Genomic DNA, 17,065 nt, shown 5'->3' on the forward strand with positions numbered 1-17,065 from the left:
CTCAGCGCCTTACAGCCAGTCATGCGGCAGAAAGGCCATCGCCCAGGCGGCAAGGCGGCGCAGGACGGACGCTTCGGGTTCGTTGCGTTCCTTGCCCCTGCGGCCATCCTCGACGATGTTCCAATGCAGCGCGCCATTCTCAAGTGTGACAGCAAAGGCCGAGTCCGGTGCGGTTTGCCGGTCAAACAGCGCCGCAAGTTCACCGCCCAGCACCGGATCGCGGAACAGCAGGCCAAATTCGGTGTTGAGATGCGCAGAGCGCATATCGAAATTGTGCGAACCGACCAGCGCGCAGGTGCCGTCGATCAGGAAGATCTTGGCATGCAGCCTGTCCCGGCTGCCCCTGATCCCCGCGGGCAGGCCGCGGCGGCGGGTTCGGATCGGCGCGAATTCCCAAAGTGCCGCGCCAGAGGCCAGAAGCGGCTGGCGGTAATGGGCATAGGCCGCGTGAACCCCGGCCACATCGGTTGTCGACAGCGAATTGGTGAGCACCTTGACCGCCACCCCACGTTCGGCCAGCCCGGTGATTGCCGACAGGCCGCGCGATCCCGGCACGAAATAGGGTGTGGTCAGCCGGATTTCTGACTGGGCGCTTTGCAGCAGGTCGCCGATCCGGTCGGCCAACCAGGGTTCGGCCCGCTGCCCCATCGCCTTTTCTGGCGGATCGGCAAGCAGGCTGACCTCCTCGATCCAGCGCAAGGGAGCGCAGAGCAGATCGTCGGCGCTGCGCCCGGCGATGGCCTGATCGCGATATTGCTGGGAAAACGGTGCCGTAGTGCGCTGCGCTAGGCGGCGGCGAAACCGCGCCGGGTTCAGGCGCAGGTTTGGCCAGAGCGTGACCAGAGGCAGCGAAAGACCAAGGTTCCAGAACCGGTCGAACAGGGCGGCGGCCTCGGCCACGAGGGGGCCTGCAAGGATGATGTCGGCATCATGGGCCAGCCGCCCGCTTTTGTCGGATGCGCCAAAGTAAAGGTCGCCCACATTGCGCCCGCCCAGAATGGCCAGCCGACCATCCGCAATCCAGATCTTGCCATGCATGCGGCGGTTGAAGCGGGACAGGCCAAGGAGGAACTCAGCAGAGCGGCGCAGCCAATGGCCGCGATTGCGCGTCGGGTTGAACAGCCGCACCTCGATGTTCGGGTGCTGGGTCAGACCAAGAAAGGCCAGATCGAACCCCTGCACGTTCACATCATCCAGCAGAAGGCGCACGCGCACCCCCCGGTCGGCGGCGGCCAGAAGATCGGCCATCAGCAGCCGGCCAGAGGTATCGGCCCGCCAGATATAGTAGATCAGATCAAGGCTGCGCCCGGCATGGCTGGCCGACAGGCTGCGCGCGGCAAAAGCATCCTTTGGCCCCAGCAGATTGGCCAGTCCGTTGCGGCCGGGATGGGCCTCGATCTGGGGCTGAAGCAGGCGGTCCAGCGGGGTTTGCGGGCCCTCGACCGGAAGATGGGTGCTGTGGCTGCCCCGGGCGCGGGCGGCAAAGCGGTTGTAGGACCGCATGGCAAGCGCCGAAGCCCCAAGAAAAAGCGCCACCGCAACGCCGATCCACAGGATCAGGCCGGGGATCATGCCCCAAGCCCCGGCAGATGCAGGAGGGCCGTCAGCGGCAGGTGGTCAGAGGCGCGGCGGGCGAGGGGCGTGTCATGCGCGGCGATGTCGGAAAGCCGCCCCTCGGCGGTGGTCATCATCCTGTCGAGCGGAAGGAAAGGCCGGCGCGTGGGAAAGCTGGGCACCGGATCGGGCAGGACAAAGTGACCGGCCAGATCGGCGAGGGGCGTGCGCGGCCCGGTCTTCCATTCGTTCAGATCACCCATGAGCAGGGTGGGAAGGGGTGGCAGCTGGTTCAATAGATCAAGGATCGCGCGCGCCTGCGCCCTGCGAGACTGGCGCAAAAGGGCCAGATGGGCGGCCACCACGCGCAGGCGGCCATGCCCGAGGTCAAGATCAGTGACCAGCGCCCCGCGCGGTTCCAGCCCCGGCAGGGACAGACGGTGATGGTCGATAACCTCTGCATCGCGAAAGAGGATCACGTTGCCATGCCAGCCATGCGACGGCCCGCCCAGCCCGATGGGAAGCGGCCTGAGGCCGGTTTCGGAATGCAGATGGTCAAGGTCCAGCAGCCCCGCGCGGGTGCCGAAGCGAAGATCGGCCTCTTGCAGGGTCATCAGATCGGGGGCGATTTCGGCGATCACGGCGGTGGTGCGCATCAGATCGCGCCGCCGGTCGGTGCCGATACCCTTGTGGATGTTCCACGACGCCACGCGCAGGGCGGGCTGGCCGGAATTGGGGGGGACATCTGTCATTGCGCCAATCTAGGCGGTGTGGCGGGCTTTGTGCAGGGGGGTTGCGCACCTGTGCCGAACCTGTGTCCCCTTGCGGTGTCGGGCGGGTGCGGGCGGGCTTGGATGCGGGGCAGGGCGCGGCTATGGTCGCCGCCCGCGACTCGACCCTCTCCGAGAAGGAATTCCATGACCCCCGATACCACGCGCCGCATCGCCCAGACCATCGCAACCGAAATTGGCGCGCAGCCCGCCCAGGTGGTGGCGGCTGTAGGATTGCTGGATGAAGGCGCGACTGTGCCCTTCGTTGCGCGATACCGCAAAGAGGTGACGGGCGGGCTGGACGATACGCAGTTGCGGACGCTTGCCGAACGTCTTGCCTATCTGCGCGAGATGGAGGCGCGGCGGGCGGCGATCCTGTCGTCGATCACCGAGCAGGGCAAGATGACCGACGCCCTGCAAGGCGCGATCGTGAAGGCCACGACCAAGGCGGAACTGGAAGACATCTATCTGCCCTACAAGCCCAAGCGGCGCACGCGGGCAATGATCGCGCGGGAAAACGGGCTGGGCCCGCTGTTCGAGGCGATTCTGGCCGACCGGATGGCCGATCCGGCCCGGCTGGCCGAGGCGTTCATCACCGAGGCGGTGCCCGATGTGAAGGCCGCGCTGGAAGGCGCGCGCGACATTCTGGCCGAAGGGCTGGCCGAAAATGCCGATCTGCTGGGGCGGCTGCGCGGGCATATGAAACAGGTGGCCAAGCTGGTGGCGAAGGTGGTGGATGGGAAAGAGGCCGAAGGGGCCAAGTTTTCCGATTATTTCGCCCATTCCGAAGGCTGGGCGGGTGCGCCCTCGCACCGCGTGCTGGCGATGCTGCGCGGGCGGAATGAGGGCTTTCTGACGCTGGATCTGGAGATCGACGCCGACGCCCCCAAGGGCGACAGCCCGGCGGAGCGTGCCTGTGCCGCTGTTCTGGCCACGCAGGGCCAGAATCTGGGTCGCGGGCCGGGGGACGCCTGGCTGCGCGAAGCGGCAGCCTGGGCCTGGCGGGTGAAGATCCGCACCTCTCTGACGCTCGATCTGATGGGCGAGATGCGGGAACGGGCCGAGGAAGAGGCGATCCGCGTCTTTGCGCGCAACCTGAAGGATCTTCTGCTGGCGGCCCCTGCGGGCGGCAAGGCCACGATGGGGCTGGACCCCGGCATCCGGACCGGGGTGAAGGTCGCGGTAGTGGATGCCACAGGCAAGGTGCTGGCGACGGATACGGTCTATCCGTTCCAGCCCAAGAACGACCTGCGCGGGGCGCAGGTGGCGCTGGCGCAGCTGATCGGCAAGCATGGGGTCAAGCTGATTGCGATCGGTAATGGCACCGCCAGCCGCGAGACGGAAAAGCTGGTGGCTGACCTGCTGGCCGTGCTGCCGGGGGCGGAAAAACCGGTGAAGGTGATCGTCAGCGAGGCGGGGGCGTCGGTCTATTCGGCCTCGGAACTCGCGGCGAAGGAATTCCCGGATTTGGACGTTTCGATCAGGGGAGCAGTCTCTATTGCCCGAAGATTGCAGGATCCGCTGGCAGAACTTGTCAAGATCGAACCAAAGAGCATTGGCGTGGGTCAATATCAGCATGACGTTGACCAGCACCGTCTGGGCCGGTCGCTGGAGGCGGTTGTCGAGGATGCGGTGAACGCGGTGGGCGTGGATCTGAACACCGCATCGGCCCCCTTGCTCGCGCGGGTGTCAGGGGTGGGGGCGTCGCTTGCCGATGCCATCGTCGCGCATCGCGACCAGAACGGCCCCTTCAAGACCCGGCGTGATCTGTTGAAAGTCGCGCGGCTTGGACCCAAGGCTTTTGAACAGGCGGCAGGGTTCCTGCGGATCGCGGGCGGGGCGGAACCGCTGGACGCATCCTCGGTCCACCCTGAGGCTTATGACGTGGCACGCCGCATCGTGGCGGCCTGCGGGCGCGACATTCGTACGTTGATGGGCGATGCGGTGGCGCTGAAATCCGTCGATCCGCGGCAATTCGTGGATGAAAGGTTCGGCCTGCCAACGGTGAAGGATATTCTCGCGGAACTGGAAAAGCCGGGCCGCGATCCCCGGCCATCGTTCCGGACGGCCACCTTTGCCGATGGCGTGAATGAAATCCGCGATCTGAAGCCGGGGATGCTGCTGGAAGGGACGGTCACCAACGTCGCGGCCTTTGGCGCCTTTGTCGATATCGGGGTGCATCAGGACGGGTTGGTTCATGTAAGCCAGCTGGCCGACCGTTTCGTCAAAGACCCGCATGAGGTGGTGAAGGCCGGCGATGTGGTGAAGGTGCGCGTGGTCGAGGTGGACGCGCCGCGCAAACGGATTGCGCTGACCATGAAAGCGGATTCGGGCGAGGCGCGCGAGCGTGCGGCAGAGCGGGGCGCTGCAAACCCCAAGCCCCAAATGCGGAGCGGTGGCGGCAAACCCGTGCCCTCATCGGCCGGTCCGAAAGAGGCGACGGGAGGCAATGCCTTTGCCGATGCGCTGAAGGGGAAGTTCGGGCGCTGAAAGCGCGTCGGGGCTTTGCGGTGAAAAGAAAAAGGGGGCTGTCTGCCCCCTCTGGGCCTGCGGCCCATTCACCCCCGAGGATATTTTCGCAGAGAAGATAGGGCAGGTGGATGATCGCCAGTTTGAATGCCCAAGCCTGTTGATCCTGCTGCCTCTCGTCTGGTCAAATATCCTCGGGGGGAGGCGCGGCACGCGCCGTGGGGGGCAGACAGCCCCCCGTATCAACACCTCAGGCCGCGCTGCCGCCGACGGTGAGGCCCCCGATCAGCAAGGTAGGCTGCCCAACGCCCACCGGCACCCATTGCCCCGCCTTGCCGCAATTGCCGATGCCGGGATCCAGCGCCAGATCATTGCCGATGGCGCGGATCTGGCGCAGGGCGGTGGCCCCGTCGCCGATCAGTGTGGCACCCTTGACCGGGGCGCCGATCTTGCCGTTCTGCACGCGGTAGGCCTCGGTGCAGGAAAACACGAACTTGCCATTGGTGATATCGACCTGACCGCCGCCGAAGCCCACGGCATAGATGCCATCCTTCAGATCAGCGAGGATCGCGGCGGGATCATCCGGGCCGGCCAGCATGTAGGTATTCGTCATGCGCGGCATCGGGATATGGGCGAAGCTTTCGCGCCGCCCGTTGCCGGTGGGGGCCACGCCCATCAGGCGGGCGTTCTGGCGATCCTGCATGTAGCCCACAAGGATGCCATCCTCGATCAGCACATTCTTGCCCGAAGGCGTGCCTTCGTCATCGACGCTGATTGACCCGCGCCGGTCGGGAATGGTGCCATCATCCAACACTGTCACCCCCGCTGCGGCGATGCGGCTGCCCATCAGGCCCGCAAAGGCCGAGGTCTGTTTGCGGTTGAAGTCACCCTCCAGCCCGTGACCGATCGCCTCATGCAGCAGGATGCCGGGCCAGCCGGGACCAAGGACCACATCCATCATCCCCGCAGGCGCAGGAACGGCGTCGAGGTTGACCAGAGCAATCCGCAGCGCCTCGGCCACCATGGGTTGCCAGTGGCTGCGCTCCATCAGGCGGGCCAGGCCGAAGCGGCCACCGCCGCCCGTGCCGCCCTGTTCGCGACGGCCATTTTGTTCAACGATCACCGAAACGTTCAGCCGCGCCATCGGGCGGATGTCGGCAAGGCGCAGGCCTTCGGGGCGCAGGATTTCCACCTCTTGCAGGCCCGCAGCAAGCGTTGCCGACACCTGCACCACGCGGGGGTCAAGCGCGCGGGCATAGGCGTCAATTTCCTTCAGCAGGTCCAGTTTGCCCGCGAATGTGGCGTCCAGCATCGGGTCAGCATCGCCATAGAGGCGGGTATTGGTGCCTTTGGGCGATGCGGCCAGCGTGCCTCCCCCATCGCCCACGGCAATGCGTGCGGTTTCGGACGCGCGGCGCAGGGCTTTTTCGGAAATCTCAGTCGAATGGGCATAACCCGCAACCTCGCCCCGCACGGCGCGCAGGCCGAACCCTTCAGACGCGTCATAGGCGGCGGTCTTGATGCGGCCATCGTCCAGCACGATCGCCTCGGAGCGTTTGCGTTCAAGGAAAAGCTCGCCGTCATCGGCCCCGGCCGTGGCGTCGCGCAGGATCGCCAGGGCTGCCCCTTCATCCAGTGCCGTCTCGAAGGGGCGGAAAGGGGCATCGGTCATGGGGGCTGTCCTTGATCTGGGTCAAGCGGCGCGCTTTTGCCGCAACGCTTTGGCTTGCTGTAGAGGCCTTAATATGGTTTCAAGCGAACAGGAAACAACGGGATTCTGCGCGGCTGTCTGTTGCGGGCAACGTGCGGGGAAAACGGCAGCGGCCCAAGGCCGCGCACGCGAACGGGATAAGAACATGCGTCTTTTGACCACTATGAAAGCTGTGGCTGCTGCTGGCACCGGCTTGCTTCTGTCTGGCACGGCCTTTGCGCAGGGGCTTGAGGTCGTGGGTCAGCCCTTGCCGGAGAAGATGGGCTTTCAGCCGCCGGCCACAGAGCTTGCGCGCGATTTGCAGGGGCTGGATCACATGATCCTGATCATCATCACGGTGATCACCATCTTCGTGACGGCGCTGCTGCTTTGGGTCATGTTCCGCTACAGCGAAAAGCGCAACAAGACGCCGGCAACCTTTACGCATAACAGCCCGCTGGAAGTGGCATGGACGGTTGTTCCGATCCTGATCCTGGTGTTCATCGGGGCCTTCTCGCTGCCGGTGCTGTTCAAGCAGCAGGAAATTCCGGTGGCGGATGTCACGATCAAGGTGACGGGCGCGCAGTGGTACTGGTCCTATGAATACACCGACAACGGCGTGACCGAAGACCCGGAAGCCGCGCCGATCGCCTTTGACAGCTTCATGCTGCAACGCGAGCAGCTGGCCGAATTCGGCTATGAAGACAACCAGTACCTGCTGGCCACCGACACCGCTGTAGTGGTGCCCGTGGGCAAGACGGTTGTGATGAACGTGACCGCCGCCGACGTGATCCATTCGTGGAAGATCCCGGCCTTTGGCGTGATGCAGGATGCCGTGCCGGGCCGTCTGGCACAGCTGTGGTTCGCGGCAGAGCGGGAAGGCATCTACTTCGGTCAGTGCTCTGAACTGTGTGGTAAGGACCATGCCTACATGCCCATCACCGTGAAGGTCGTGTCGGAAGAGGCCTATGCCGCTTGGGTTGCCAAGGCCGAGGCAGGCGACGTGATGCTGTCGGATGCCGATCTGGCAGCGTCGGTCGACGTCGCTTCGAACTGACACACGCTGTAACAGGCAGGGGTTGCCCCGGTGCGCCGGGGCATTTTACCCACCGATAGGAAGACAGACAGATGAGCGATACCCGCGCCTTTGAAGCGCCCGGTGAGGCAGGTTTTGGCGACTATGTGCAGTTGCTGAAACCGCGCGTGATGTCGCTGGTGGTGTTCACGGCGCTGGTCGGGCTGCTGGTGGCCCCGGTTGGCGTGCATCCGGTGATTGCCTTCGCGTCGATCCTGTTCATTGCGCTTGGGGCAGGGGCTTCGGGCGCGCTGAACATGTGGTGGGATGCCGATATCGACGCTGTGATGCGCCGCACCAAAAGCCGCCCCGTGCCTGCTGGCAAGGTCGAGGCGGGCGAGGCCCTGGCGGTTGGGCTGGCGCTTTCGGGCCTGTCGGTGGTGATGCTGGGGCTGGCGGCGAACTGGCTGGCGGCGGCGCTGCTGGCATTTACGATCTTTTTCTACGCGGTCGTCTATTCGATGTGGCTGAAGCGGTCCACGCCGCAGAACATCGTCATTGGCGGCGCGGCTGGGGCCTTTCCGCCCATGATCGGCTGGGCCTGCGCGACTGGAACGGTTTCTATCGAAAGCCTGCTGATGTTCGCACTTATCTTCATGTGGACGCCGCCGCATTTCTGGGCGTTGGCGCTGTTCATGAAGGATGACTATTCCAACGCCGGCGTGCCGATGTTGACGGTGACGCATGGGCGGCGATCCACCCGCAACCATATCCTGATCTACACCATCCTGCTGGCCCCCGTCGCCATCGGCGCGGCCTTCACCAGCATCGGCGGCCCGGTCTATCTGACGGCGGCCGTGCTGCTGAACGTGTGGTTCCTGATCGGGGCATGGCGCATCTGGCGGCGGGATGAGGCGGCGGCCGAAGCTGACAGCTATGCGACCGAGAAGTCGGTGTTCCGCTTTTCGCTCTACTACCTGTTCCTGCTCTTTGGGGCGTTTCTGGCCGAGGCGGCGTTGAAACCCTATGGCTTGGGGGGCTGGTGATGGCTTTTCCCCCGGAACATGAAATCCACAAGCGGCGGTTGGGGCGCAATGTGGGCGTGGCTGTGACGCTGGGCCTGTTCATCATGCTGGTCTTTGCGCTCACCGTGGTGAAGGTGACGCGCGGCGATCCGATGCAGGGATTTGACCATTCGGTGCGCCCGGAACTGGCGACCGAGGAGGAGGGACAATGACAGGGCAGAAGCGGACGGCAACCTATCTGGTGGGCGTGGTGGCGCTGATGGCGTCGCTGTCCTTTGCGGCCGTGCCTTTCTATGACTGGTTCTGCCGTGTCACGGGCTTTGGCGGAACGACGGGTGTTGCGTCATCTGCGCCTGACATGATCCTTGATCAGACGGTTGTCGTGAAGTTTGACGCTTCGCTGGAGCGGGGCATGCCTTGGACCTTCCGCCCGGTACAGCGCGAAATGACCGTGCGCATCGGCGAGAACGCCCTTGCCTTCTATGAGGCCTACAACCCGACGGATCGGGTGGTGGCGGGAACCGCCAGCTTCAACGTGGCACCCGAAGCGGCCGGCGGTTATTTCGACAAGATCGCCTGCTTTTGCTTTACCGAACAGGTGTTGCAACCTGGTGAACGGGTTGAGATGCCGGTCAGCTTTTTCGTCGATCCGGAAATCGTGAAAGACGCCGAAGGACAATTCGTGAAAGAGATCACGCTCTCTTACACATTCTATGAAACACCCCTGCCCGAAGAACAGGCTGCACTTGATGCAGCCACGGGTGAGGCGGTAAACTAACAAGAAACGCGAGGGACCCGGAATGGCACACGCCAAGAACCACGATTATCACATTCTGCCGCCGTCGATCTGGCCCTTCCTTTCGGCAGTGTCGGCCTTTGTTATGCTGTTTGGCGCAGTGCTCTGGATGCATGGCAGCGGGCCGTGGCTGGGCTTGATCGGCTTTGTCGGCGTGCTTTATGTCATGTTCGGCTGGTGGGCGGATGTGGTGAAGGAAAGCCAGGTTGGCGATCACACCCCGGTGGTGCGGATCGGCCTGCGCTACGGCTTCATCATGTTCATCATGTCGGAAGTGATGTTCTTCGCGGCGTGGTTCTGGTCGTTCTTCAAGCACGCCCTGTATCCGATGGGGCCGCAAAGCCCCGCGATTGATGGCGTCTGGCCGCCGGCGGGGATCGAGACATTCGACCCCTGGCATCTGCCGCTGATCAACACGCTGATCCTGCTGTGTTCGGGCGCCGCGGCGACCTGGGCGCACCATGCGCTGGTGCATGAGAACAACCGCAAGGACCTTATCAACGGTCTGGCGCTGGCCATTGTCCTTGGGATCGTCTTCACGGGCTTTCAGGCCTATGAATATAGCCATGCCGCCTTCGGCTTTGCGGGCAATATCTATGGCGCGAACTTCTTCATGGCGACGGGCTTCCACGGGTTCCATGTCATCATCGGGACGATCTTCCTTGGCGTTTGCCTGATCCGCGCGATGAAGGGCCATTTCACGCAGGACAAGCATGTCGGCTTTGAAGCGGCGGCTTGGTACTGGCACTTTGTCGATGTGGTCTGGCTGTTCCTGTTTGCCTCGATCTATGTCTGGGGTCGCTGAACCCCGGGCCTGATCAAGGCGCGGGGGGCGGCGCCCCGCCCCCCACCCTTTGCCGAAAGGCGCGGACCCGGGCGGGTGCGCGCCTTTCCTTTTGACCGGAGGCTTTGCCCATGTTGCGCCGCATGATCTTTCCCTTGGCCATCGGCCTTTTGGGCGGGGCGATCCTGATTTCGCTGGGTGTCTGGCAGATGCAGCGTCTGGCCTGGAAAGAGGGCGTGCTGGCCGAGATTGCGGCGCGGATTTCTGACGAAGCCGTTCCCTTGCCGGCCACTCTGGAACCGGAGGCAGATCGGTATATGCCCGTGACGGCACAAGGCCGCTTTACCGGGGAACATGCCGACGTGCTGGTCAGCCGTAAGCAGATCGGCGCGGGTGTCCGCGTGATCGAGGTGTTCGAGACGGATGACGGGCGGCGCGTGCTGGTGGATCGAGGCTTCCTGCGGGACGACGACCGGGGCAATCCGCGCGAGTCGGGGCCAGCGCGGGTTGAGGGCAATCTGCATTGGCCCGATGAAACCGACGGCTTTACCCCGCCGCCCGATGCCACCACCGGATTGTGGTTTGCGCGTGATGTCGGGGCGCTGGCCGAGGCGCTGAAGACAGAGCCGACATTTATTGTCGCCCGCAGGCCGACCGGTGGCGCGATTGAGCCGATGCCGGTAGACACGTCGGGTATTCCCAATGACCACATGAATTACGCCATCACGTGGTTTTCGCTGGCGGCAGTCTGGCTGGGGATGACAGCGTATCTTCTGTGGCGTATCAGGCAGCGGACGGTTTGAAGGCATGACGATGAATTACATCTCGACCCGCGGGGCGGCACCGGTTCTGACTTTCGGCGAAGCGATGATGACGGGCCTTGCCCGCGACGGTGGGCTTTACGTCCCCGAAGCGGTGCCGGTGATGGCAAAGGCCGATATCGCGGCGCTGGCTGGCCAGCCCTATGAAGAAGTCGCCTTTCGCGTGATGTGGCCCTATCTGGGCGGTCTGTTTTCCGAGGCCGAGTTTCGCGGTCTGATCGCCAAGGCCTATGCAGGTTTCGGCCATGATGCCCGCGCGCCGCTGGTGCAATTGGGGCCGAACCATTTCCTGCTGGAGCTGTTCCACGGGCCGACGCTGGCCTTCAAGGATTTCGCAATGCAGCTCATCGGGCAGATGATGCAGGCGGCGCTGGCGAAATCGGGCGAGCGGATCACGATTGTGGGTGCCACCAGCGGCGATACCGGATCGGCGGCGATGGAGGCGTTCCGGGGGCTGGCGAATGTAGACCTCTTTATCCTGTATCCGCATGGCCGCGTGTCCGAAGTGCAGCGCCGGCAGATGACCACGCCTGCTGAGGCGAATGTTCACGCCCTCGCCATGGATGGCGATTTCGATGATTGTCAGGCCCGCGTGAAGGACATGTTCAACGATTTCGCCTTCCGCGATGGCGTGCGGCTGGCGGGGGTAAACAGCATCAACTGGGCGCGGGTTCTGGCGCAGGTGGTCTATTACTTCTCCTCCGCGGTCTCCTTGGGTGCGCCGCATCGGGCGGTGTCCTTTACCGTGCCGACGGGGAATTTCGGCGATATCTTCGCCGGATACATCGCGCGCAGCATGGGGCTGCCGATCGACAAGCTGGTGATTGCCACCAACCAGAATGACATTCTGGATCGGGCCATACGGTCGGGGTCCTATGTCACGGATGGCGTGCGCCCGTCGATCAGCCCGTCGATGGATATTCAGGTGTCGTCCAACTTTGAACGCGCGCTGTTTGATGCCTATGGCCGCGACGGTGGGGCAGTGGCGCAGCTTATGGCCGAGTTGAAGGCCGGTGGCTTTGCCATCAGCCAAGGCGCGCTGGAAATGCTGCGCGGAACCTTCGCCTCGGGTCGCTGCTCCGAGGAGGAGACGGTCGCCACCATTCGCGCCGCCTATGCCCGGACGGGCGAGGTGCTGTGCCCCCATTCCGCCGTGGGCGTGAAGGTGGCCGAGGAACATCTGGGCGATGTGCCGATGATCACGCTGGCCACCGCGCATCCGGCGAAGTTCCCCGATGCTGTCGCAGGCGCAATGGGCGTGCGGCCCGCGCTGCCCGCCCGGATGGGCGATCTGTACGACCGGCCCGAACGTCTGACGCGGGTTGCCAACGATCTGGCCGCATTGCAGGCCATCATTCGCGAAAGGACCGGCCGTTGAGCCTTAAGATCACCACGCTTTCGAACGGCTTTCGCATCGTGACCGAGGCGATGCCGGGCCTGCTGTCGGCCTCGGCCGGGGTCTGGGTTACGGCAGGCGGGCGGCATGAGCGGGCCGAACAGAACGGGATCGCGCATTTCCTTGAGCATATGGCCTTCAAGGGCACGGAGCGCCGCTCGTCGCTGCGCATCGCGGAAGAGATCGAGGATGTGGGCGGATATATCAACGCCTATACCAGCCGCGAGATGACAGCCTATTACGCGCGCGTCCTGTCGCCCGATGTGGCGCTGGCTTTGGATGTGATTGCCGATATCGTGCTGAACCCCGTGTTCAACCCCGATGATATCGAGACGGAGCGCCACGTCATCCTGCAGGAAATCGGCCAGGCGCTGGACACGCCTGACGACATCATCTTCGACTGGTTGCAGGAAGTGTCCTACCCCGATCAGCCTTTTGGTCGGACGATCCTGGGGCCGACCGAACGGGTATCTTCCTTCAGCCGCGATGATCTGCGCAGCTTTGTGGCCGAACATTACGGCCCCGATCAGATGATCCTGGCCGCCGCCGGGGGCGTGGACCATGACGCCATCGTGGCGCAGGCCGAAGCGTTGTTCGGGCATCTGAAACCCGTTGGCAATTCCCGCCTGCAACCCGCCCGCTTTGGCGGCGGTGAACGGCGCGAGGTCAAGGATCTGGAACAGGTCCATTTCGCGCTGGCGTTCGAGGGGCCGGGCTATCGCGCGCCCGATGTCTATGCCGCGCAAGTCTATGCCACCGCGATGGGCGGCGGCATGTCCAGCCGCCTGTTCCAGAAGATCCGCGAAGAGCGGGGGCTGTGCTATTCCATCTTTGCCCAGTCCGGCGCCTATGAAGATACCGGGCAGATCACGGTATATGCTGGCACGTCGGAAGAAGAGATCGGCGATCTGGTCGGGCTGACGCTGGATGAGTTGAAACGCGCCGCCGATGACATGACCGAAGCCGAGGTCAACCGCGCCCGCGCGCAGTTGAAGGCGGGGCTGTTGATGGGGCTGGAAAGCCCCTCCAGCCGCGCCGAACGCAACGCGCGCCTTCTGGCGATCTGGGGCCGGGTGCCCAGCGTGGCCGAAACGGTGGAAAAGATCGACGCCGTCTCTACCGCCGATGTGCGGGCCTATGGCGCGGGGCTGGTCGGGGCGAAATCGGCGCTCGCGCTCTATGGCCCCGTCACCGATGCCCCGGATCTGGAGGCGATCCGGGCAAGGCTGGCGGCGTGATGCTGCCCTTCCGCCGCAAGGTCAAGATCGAGACGGAGCGGATGACGCTGCGCCTGCCCACCCATGGCGACTGGACGCAATGGGCCGCCCTGCGCGACGAAAGCGCCGCGTTCCTGACGCCTTGGGAACCGGTCTGGGCCGGGGATCACCTGACGCGCAAGGCGTTCACCAACCGCGTCTACTGGGCCGCCCGGGCCGAGGCGCAGGGAACCGCGCTGCCCCTGCTGCTGATCCGGCGGGAAGATCAGGCGCTGCTGGGGGCAATCACGCTGGACAATATCCGCCGTGGGCCGTCGCAATCGGGGACGCTGGGCTATTGGATCGGTGAAAGGTTCAGCCGCCGGGGTTACATGCGCGAGGCGATTCAGTCGGTCGTGCATCACGCCTATTCCGCACTCGACCTCAGCCGGATCGAAGCGGCCTGTCTGCCGGAAAACATCGCCTCACGCGGGGTGTTGGAAAAATGCGGCTTCAAATACGAAGGCGTGGCGCAAAGCTATCTGCAAATTTCGGGGCGTTGGCGGAACCATGTCCTTTACGCCGCGCTGCGGCTGGATCGGCGGGGCCGAACGGGCGTGGGCTGAGCGCGCGCTTTCCTGTGGAAAACCAAGGCGCCTGACGAAAGCGTGATGCGCCGAAGGCCGGCTGTCATGGCAGGCTGGTTTCCTCACGGCAGGCAGCGAAGGATGGCGCGATGGTGCGGATTGGGCGCGGGATGATGCTCTGTGCGGCGCTGGTGATCGGGGCGCAGGCACGGCCTGCGGCGGCACAGGAACGAATACCTTCGAACTGTTTTGCCCTTGCACAGGCCCCCGTGGAACGCGTCTGGCGCGCGTCGATCGGCTCGGCGCTGGAAACGGGCCATGTGCGCATCCACTATCTGGACCATGCGAGTTTCGCGATCGAGACCGAAGATGGCACCCTCGCCGTGACGGATTACACCGGGTATATCGGCAACCCGGATGTGGTGCCCGATGTGGTGACCATGAACAACGCCCATTCCACCCATTGGACCAGCAACCCCGATCCGCGCATTCCCCATGTGCTGAACGGCTGGCCCGAAGAGGGGCAACCCGCCTTTCACGAACTGGACCTTGGGTCGATGCTGGTGCGCAATGTGACAACCGATACGCGCGGCCCCTTTGGTGAAGGTGCGCGGGCGGATGGCAATTCGATCTTTGTGTTCGAGGCGGGCGGTCTGTGCATCGGCCACCTTGGGCACCTGCATCAGATCCCCGATGATGCACAATACGCCTCGATCGGGCGGCTGGATGTGGTCATGGTGCCGGTGGATGGCGGCTATACCATGAGCACCGAGGCCATGGCCGAGGTGGTGGGGCGCCTGCGGGCATCGGTCGTGATCCCGATGCACTGGTTTTCCGGCGCGTCGCTGGTGACCTTCCTCGACGAGATGGAAGGTCAGTTCGACGTGGTCGAAACCGGCGGGCCGGAACTGGATCTGTCCTTGCAGGACCTGCCCGGTCGGCCCACGATCATGGTGCTGGAGCCGGCCTATCTTCCGTGACGCCCCCTTTCCCGTCAGGCGGCCGGGGGATAGGAAGGGGCGGAAGGAGCCCCGCCCATGCTGAACCCTGCCGATGCCGCCTTTGCCGCACAGCTTGCCGCCCTGCTGCCCGATGGCGCGGTGCGCGCGCCCGAGGCGCGGTATCTGGAAGAGCCACGCGGCCAATGGGCAGGGCAGGGCGGCGTGCTGGTCCTGCCCCGATCCACTGCCGAGGTGCAGGTCGTGGTGCGCGCCTGCGCCGAGGCGCGGGTGGGCATTCTGCCCTGGGGTGGTGGTACCGGGCTGGTGGGCGGGCAGGTCATGCCCGATGGCCCCGCACCAGTGATCCTGTCGTTGGAACGCATGTCCAATATCCGGGGCATCTGGCCCGAGGAAAACGTGCTGGTCGCAGAGGCGGGCCTGACGCTGGCCGCCGTGCAGGAAGCGGCGGCAGAGGCGCGGCGGCAATTCCCGCTGTCGCTCGCCAGCGAAGGCACCGCCCGGATCGGTGGGGTTCTGGCCACCAATGCGGGTGGCATTGGCGTACTGCGCCATGGAAATGCGCGCGACCTCTGCCTTGGGATCGAGGCGGTGATGGCCGATGGGTCGCTGCTGGGCGGACTGAAACGGCTGCGCAAGGACAACACCGGCTATGACCTGCGCCATCTGCTGATCGGGGCTGAAGGCACGCTGGGCATCATCACGGCGGCGGCCCTGCGGATGGTGCCACGCCCGGCGGCCGAAGTGACGGCACTGCTTGTCGTGCCCGACCCTGCGGCGGCGCTGCAGTTGCTGACGCTGTGCCAGAACCGGATGCCGGGCATGATATCGGCCTTTGAACTGATCAGCCGCATGGGTTTCGCCTTCCTTGCAGAAACGATGCCCGAAGTGGCCTGCCCCTTTCCCACGGCCCCCGCATGGTCAGTGCTGCTGGAACTTGGCCTGCCTTCAGCCTTTGAGGCCGAGGCGGTGATGGCCGGACTTTATGCCGAGGCGGATGAAGCCGGTCTGGTGCTGGACGGTGTGATCGCCGCGTCCGAGGCGCAGCGCAGCGGTCTCTGGCGGATCCGCGAATCCATTCCCGCCGCGAACCGCAAGATCGGCGCGATCTCATCGCATGATATCTCGCTGCCGCTGGCGGCGGTGCCGGATTTTCTTGTGCGGGCCGATGCGGCGCTGGCGCGGTTGGGCGATTGGCGCATCAACAGCTTTGGGCATCTGGGCGACGGCAATCTGCATTACAACGTCTTTCCGATGCCGGGCCGCAGCCGACAGGACCACGCGCATCAGCGCGATGCGATCAAGACCTGTGTTCATGATCTCGTGCATGAAATGGGCGGATCGGTCAGTGCAGAGCACGGGATTGGGCGGCTGAAAGTGGGGGACCTGGAGCGCTATGGCGATCCGGGCAAGCTGGCGGCGATGCGCGCGATCAAGACCGCGCTCGATCCGCTGGGCATCCTCAACCCCGGCGCTGTCCTGCGGCAAGGCTGAGGCCCGAGAATTTTCCTGAAAATTCTCGGTCAGGCTGCGCGGGCGCAGCCGGAAAATCTTTCCTGAAAGATTTTCGTCTTCTGAAGATTTTCCATGGAAAATCTTCCTGCAACGGTTGGGGAAAGGTGCAGGTTTCTGTTGCCAGGTACCTGCGAACCCCGCCCTACGCGGCTAAGCGCAGGGACTTAGATTTGGTATTGCGAGCCGCTTACGCGGCCAGCGCCACCGGAGCACGGTTGTCATTGGCAACTGTGATCTTGGACCGATAACGGTGGTACCTCACCGAGCAAAAGCTGGCCTCTTTGAACGTTCGTCGATCCTATTTCGGCCCCGAACCCCCGCAATGATCGGGTGGATTGGTGGAGCCGCCGGGTACCGCCCCCGGGTCCGAGCCGTCTATTACAGGTGCGTTTATCGCCATAGTCCGGGTTGCCCCGAACACCATCTGATATAGGGGCGGTCACCGCGGGCCGCAAGTCATTCCGCCGGAAATGCAAAACGCCCGGGGT

The 17,065-nt window shown here is 64.3% G+C and carries 15 protein-coding genes and 1 other RNA gene; 12 read left to right on the plus strand and 4 right to left on the minus strand.

Translation table 11 applies throughout. From position 1 onward, the window contains the following. Positions 1 to 9: 9 nt before the first annotated feature. Both RSE12_08685 and RSE12_08690 read right to left on the minus strand, forming a co-directional pair. The gene (locus RSE12_08685) at positions 10 to 1,572 is read right to left on the minus strand and encodes a phospholipase D family protein (protein ID WRH64382.1); all 1,563 of its coding nucleotides are present in this window, start codon (positions 1,570 to 1,572) and stop codon (positions 10 to 12) included. Then, entirely contained in the window at positions 1,569 to 2,306 is a 738-nt protein-coding gene (locus RSE12_08690; GenBank protein ID WRH64383.1) for an endonuclease/exonuclease/phosphatase family protein, read from the minus strand. Before RSE12_08690 ends, RSE12_08685 begins: the two co-directional genes overlap by 4 nt. A 165-nt stretch (positions 2,307 to 2,471) precedes the next feature. Between RSE12_08690 and RSE12_08695 the strand changes: the two genes are divergently transcribed. Next, positions 2,472 to 4,814: a Tex family protein gene (locus tag RSE12_08695; protein ID WRH64384.1), complete on the plus strand. Its 2,343-nt coding sequence runs from the start codon at positions 2,472 to 2,474 to the stop codon at positions 4,812 to 4,814. A 229-nt stretch (positions 4,815 to 5,043) separates the two neighbouring features. Here the strand turns inward: RSE12_08695 and tldD are convergent, their stop codons facing one another. Next, entirely contained in the window at positions 5,044 to 6,465 is a 1,422-nt protein-coding gene (gene tldD / locus RSE12_08700; GenBank protein ID WRH64385.1) for a metalloprotease TldD, read from the minus strand. A 202-nt stretch (positions 6,466 to 6,667) separates the two neighbouring features. Here tldD and coxB point away from each other — a divergent pair, with 202 nt between their 5' ends. The 11 genes from coxB (at position 6,668) to RSE12_08755 (ending at position 16,556) form a co-directional block, all read left to right on the plus strand. Further along, positions 6,668 to 7,540 carry a cytochrome c oxidase subunit II gene (gene coxB / locus RSE12_08705; protein ID WRH64769.1) on the plus strand — a complete coding sequence of 291 codons (873 nt, stop codon included), beginning with the start codon at positions 6,668 to 6,670 and terminating at the stop codon, positions 7,538 to 7,540. Positions 7,541 to 7,611: 71 nt separating this feature from the next. Continuing rightward, the gene (cyoE, locus tag RSE12_08710) at positions 7,612 to 8,544 is read left to right on the plus strand and encodes a heme o synthase (protein WRH64386.1); all 933 of its coding nucleotides are present in this window, start codon (positions 7,612 to 7,614) and stop codon (positions 8,542 to 8,544) included. Beyond that, positions 8,544 to 8,735, plus strand: coding sequence for a hypothetical protein (locus RSE12_08715; GenBank protein ID WRH64387.1), 192 nt, complete (start codon positions 8,544 to 8,546; stop codon positions 8,733 to 8,735). Before cyoE ends, RSE12_08715 begins: the two co-directional genes overlap by 1 nt. After that, positions 8,732 to 9,301, plus strand: coding sequence for a cytochrome c oxidase assembly protein (locus tag RSE12_08720; GenBank protein WRH64388.1), 570 nt, complete (start codon positions 8,732 to 8,734; stop codon positions 9,299 to 9,301). Before RSE12_08715 ends, RSE12_08720 begins: the two co-directional genes overlap by 4 nt. 22 nt (positions 9,302 to 9,323) lie before the next feature. Beyond that, positions 9,324 to 10,124, plus strand: a complete 801-nt coding sequence (locus RSE12_08725) for a cytochrome c oxidase subunit 3 (GenBank protein WRH64389.1) — start codon at positions 9,324 to 9,326, stop codon at positions 10,122 to 10,124. Positions 10,125 to 10,234: 110 nt separating this feature from the next. Continuing rightward, positions 10,235 to 10,906 (plus strand): SURF1 family protein, encoded by a 672-nt coding sequence (locus tag RSE12_08730; GenBank protein ID WRH64390.1) that lies wholly within the window; start codon positions 10,235 to 10,237, stop codon positions 10,904 to 10,906. A 10-nt stretch (positions 10,907 to 10,916) separates the two neighbouring features. Continuing rightward, positions 10,917 to 12,302 (plus strand): threonine synthase, encoded by a 1,386-nt coding sequence (gene thrC, locus RSE12_08735; protein WRH64770.1) that lies wholly within the window; start codon positions 10,917 to 10,919, stop codon positions 12,300 to 12,302. Then, entirely contained in the window at positions 12,299 to 13,558 is a 1,260-nt protein-coding gene (locus RSE12_08740) for a pitrilysin family protein (GenBank protein WRH64391.1), read from the plus strand. Before thrC ends, RSE12_08740 begins: the two co-directional genes overlap by 4 nt. Then, entirely contained in the window at positions 13,558 to 14,142 is a 585-nt protein-coding gene (locus RSE12_08745; protein WRH64771.1) for a GNAT family N-acetyltransferase, read from the plus strand. The genes RSE12_08740 and RSE12_08745 overlap by 1 nt, the downstream gene beginning before the upstream one ends. 134 nt (positions 14,143 to 14,276) lie before the next feature. Further along, positions 14,277 to 15,083 (plus strand): MBL fold metallo-hydrolase, encoded by an 807-nt coding sequence (locus RSE12_08750; protein WRH64772.1) that lies wholly within the window; start codon positions 14,277 to 14,279, stop codon positions 15,081 to 15,083. Between the two features lie 57 nt (positions 15,084 to 15,140). Continuing rightward, complete coding sequence (locus tag RSE12_08755; protein ID WRH64392.1) at positions 15,141 to 16,556, plus strand: FAD-binding oxidoreductase; 1,416 nt, start codon at positions 15,141 to 15,143, stop codon at positions 16,554 to 16,556. A 124-nt stretch (positions 16,557 to 16,680) separates the two neighbouring features. On the opposite strand, the gene ssrA is transcribed toward RSE12_08755, so the two are convergent. Then, positions 16,681 to 17,036: a transfer-messenger RNA gene (gene ssrA, locus RSE12_08760) on the minus strand. Positions 17,037 to 17,065: the final 29 nt, after the last annotated feature.

This window comes from Fuscovulum sp. (genome assembly GCA_035192965.1).
Lineage (GTDB): Bacteria > Pseudomonadota > Alphaproteobacteria > Rhodobacterales > Rhodobacteraceae > Paragemmobacter.

Coding starts and splice junctions, on each gene's coding strand:
- RSE12_08685 (WRH64382.1), bottom strand. CDS start 1,572: ATGATCCCCGGCCTGATCCTGTGGATCGGCGTTGCGGTGGCGCTTTTT.
- RSE12_08690 (WRH64383.1), bottom strand. CDS start 2,306: ATGACAGATGTCCCCCCCAATTCCGGCCAGCCCGCCCTGCGCGTGGCG.
- RSE12_08695 (WRH64384.1), top strand. CDS start 2,472: ATGACCCCCGATACCACGCGCCGCATCGCCCAGACCATCGCAACCGAA.
- tldD (WRH64385.1), bottom strand. CDS start 6,465: ATGACCGATGCCCCTTTCCGCCCCTTCGAGACGGCACTGGATGAAGGG.
- coxB (WRH64769.1), top strand. CDS start 6,668: ATGAAAGCTGTGGCTGCTGCTGGCACCGGCTTGCTTCTGTCTGGCACG.
- cyoE (WRH64386.1), top strand. CDS start 7,612: ATGAGCGATACCCGCGCCTTTGAAGCGCCCGGTGAGGCAGGTTTTGGC.
- RSE12_08715 (WRH64387.1), top strand. CDS start 8,544: ATGGCTTTTCCCCCGGAACATGAAATCCACAAGCGGCGGTTGGGGCGC.
- RSE12_08720 (WRH64388.1), top strand. CDS start 8,732: ATGACAGGGCAGAAGCGGACGGCAACCTATCTGGTGGGCGTGGTGGCG.
- RSE12_08725 (WRH64389.1), top strand. CDS start 9,324: ATGGCACACGCCAAGAACCACGATTATCACATTCTGCCGCCGTCGATC.
- RSE12_08730 (WRH64390.1), top strand. CDS start 10,235: ATGTTGCGCCGCATGATCTTTCCCTTGGCCATCGGCCTTTTGGGCGGG.
- thrC (WRH64770.1), top strand. CDS start 10,917: ATGAATTACATCTCGACCCGCGGGGCGGCACCGGTTCTGACTTTCGGC.
- RSE12_08745 (WRH64771.1), top strand. CDS start 13,558: ATGCTGCCCTTCCGCCGCAAGGTCAAGATCGAGACGGAGCGGATGACG.
- RSE12_08750 (WRH64772.1), top strand. CDS start 14,277: ATGCTCTGTGCGGCGCTGGTGATCGGGGCGCAGGCACGGCCTGCGGCG.
- RSE12_08755 (WRH64392.1), top strand. CDS start 15,141: ATGCTGAACCCTGCCGATGCCGCCTTTGCCGCACAGCTTGCCGCCCTG.